The following is a 1,095-nucleotide window of genomic DNA, read 5'->3' as shown; positions in this document are numbered from 1 at the left end:
TTTCCGGCGTCTCGCACGTGACTATGAACGGCTCCCCGAAACTCTCGCCGGGCTTCATTTTGTCGTCTTCGCAATGCTCATGCTTGTCCACGCCGTGCCAGTACTTCAAAGTTCCTAACACGCTCTAACCGCATCAACGCCTTAATTCATTGGATGACTCATATCGGCCAGGAACCCGCCTCGCACACCTCGTTGCCCACGGTGATTGGGCTACGGGAGATCTCAAATCTGGCCCTTCAGCGGTCCGCTTCCCAGTGCTAGCGGCATTTCACCTTGCCGGCAGCCGCCAATCTTTGCCATGCAGAAAGCAGCGACGAAGGGTGTTGCACCAGTTCGCGAGGAATCCGCCTAATGGTAGCCGTCAAAGAGATGGTCCGGATCGCTGCTTGGAACGAATATTAGGGGATATGCTACCTGACTACTGTCGGGAATCGGGTCATTGTTCCCCGCGCGTTCTATTTCGGAACTAATGACCGCCCAACGAACGGGTGGGCGACTGGCAAGGACAGCCGGGACACAGAAAAAAAGTGACCCATCGGAGTCGTCTATACTCTGACGGGTCGTCTAAAGTCCCCACAGTAGGTCGAGCGAGACGGTTCGACCCACTGCAACACAAGTGTACGGGACGAACGCACGGCAACCCTTGATCAAGGTCAGACCTTTCTTGCATCAGGTAAGTAGCCAACATGGTCATCAATTGCTGGCAGCATAGGCTACGCGATGGAACGAATTCAGTGAGGACGTCCCGCCCAAATTGCCAACCGGCGCTGACGCCGTTGAAAGATTTCGTCTCTGACTGTTATCCGGGCGGTTTGAAGGATACGGAAAAGGATTTTTACTTAGAGTTGCCTCCTGTCATGAGCCACTTTTGTCATAGCGTCAAAGTGCCAGCCAATCTTTAGCAAGCCTGGCATTCGACGAAGAACGTCATTGGCACGGTTGCGCGGGGATGTGCGCTACCGCCCTCCTCAACCGTAAGCGGCTCGCGGTGGCCGTTGTAGACGGCCGCAAGTATCGGCATCAAAGTGATGTCCATCATTTTCGAAGTGGTGGACACCATTTTGTCAGAGCCAACACAGAGGCCCGGTAGCCGTA

1 protein-coding gene and 1 pseudogene are annotated in these 1,095 nt (G+C 54.7%); one reads left to right on the top strand and one right to left on the bottom strand.

Features of this window, described 5'->3' with window-relative positions; translation table 11 throughout:
* Positions 1-118: pseudogene (locus tag AB3X86_RS38175) on the top strand (IS5/IS1182 family transposase); the annotation flags it as partial.
* Between the two features lie 780 nt (positions 119-898).
* On the opposite strand, the gene AB3X86_RS38170 reads toward AB3X86_RS38175, so the two are convergent.
* A partial coding sequence (locus AB3X86_RS38170; protein WP_368599889.1) for a hypothetical protein occupies positions 899-1,095 on the bottom strand: 197 nt, incomplete at its 5' end.

The sequence above is a fragment of the Paraburkholderia sp. BR14374 genome (assembly GCF_040948685.1).
Classification (GTDB): Bacteria; Pseudomonadota; Gammaproteobacteria; order Burkholderiales; family Burkholderiaceae; genus Paraburkholderia; species Paraburkholderia youngii.
This window is presented reverse-complemented; position numbering and strand designations above follow the sequence as displayed.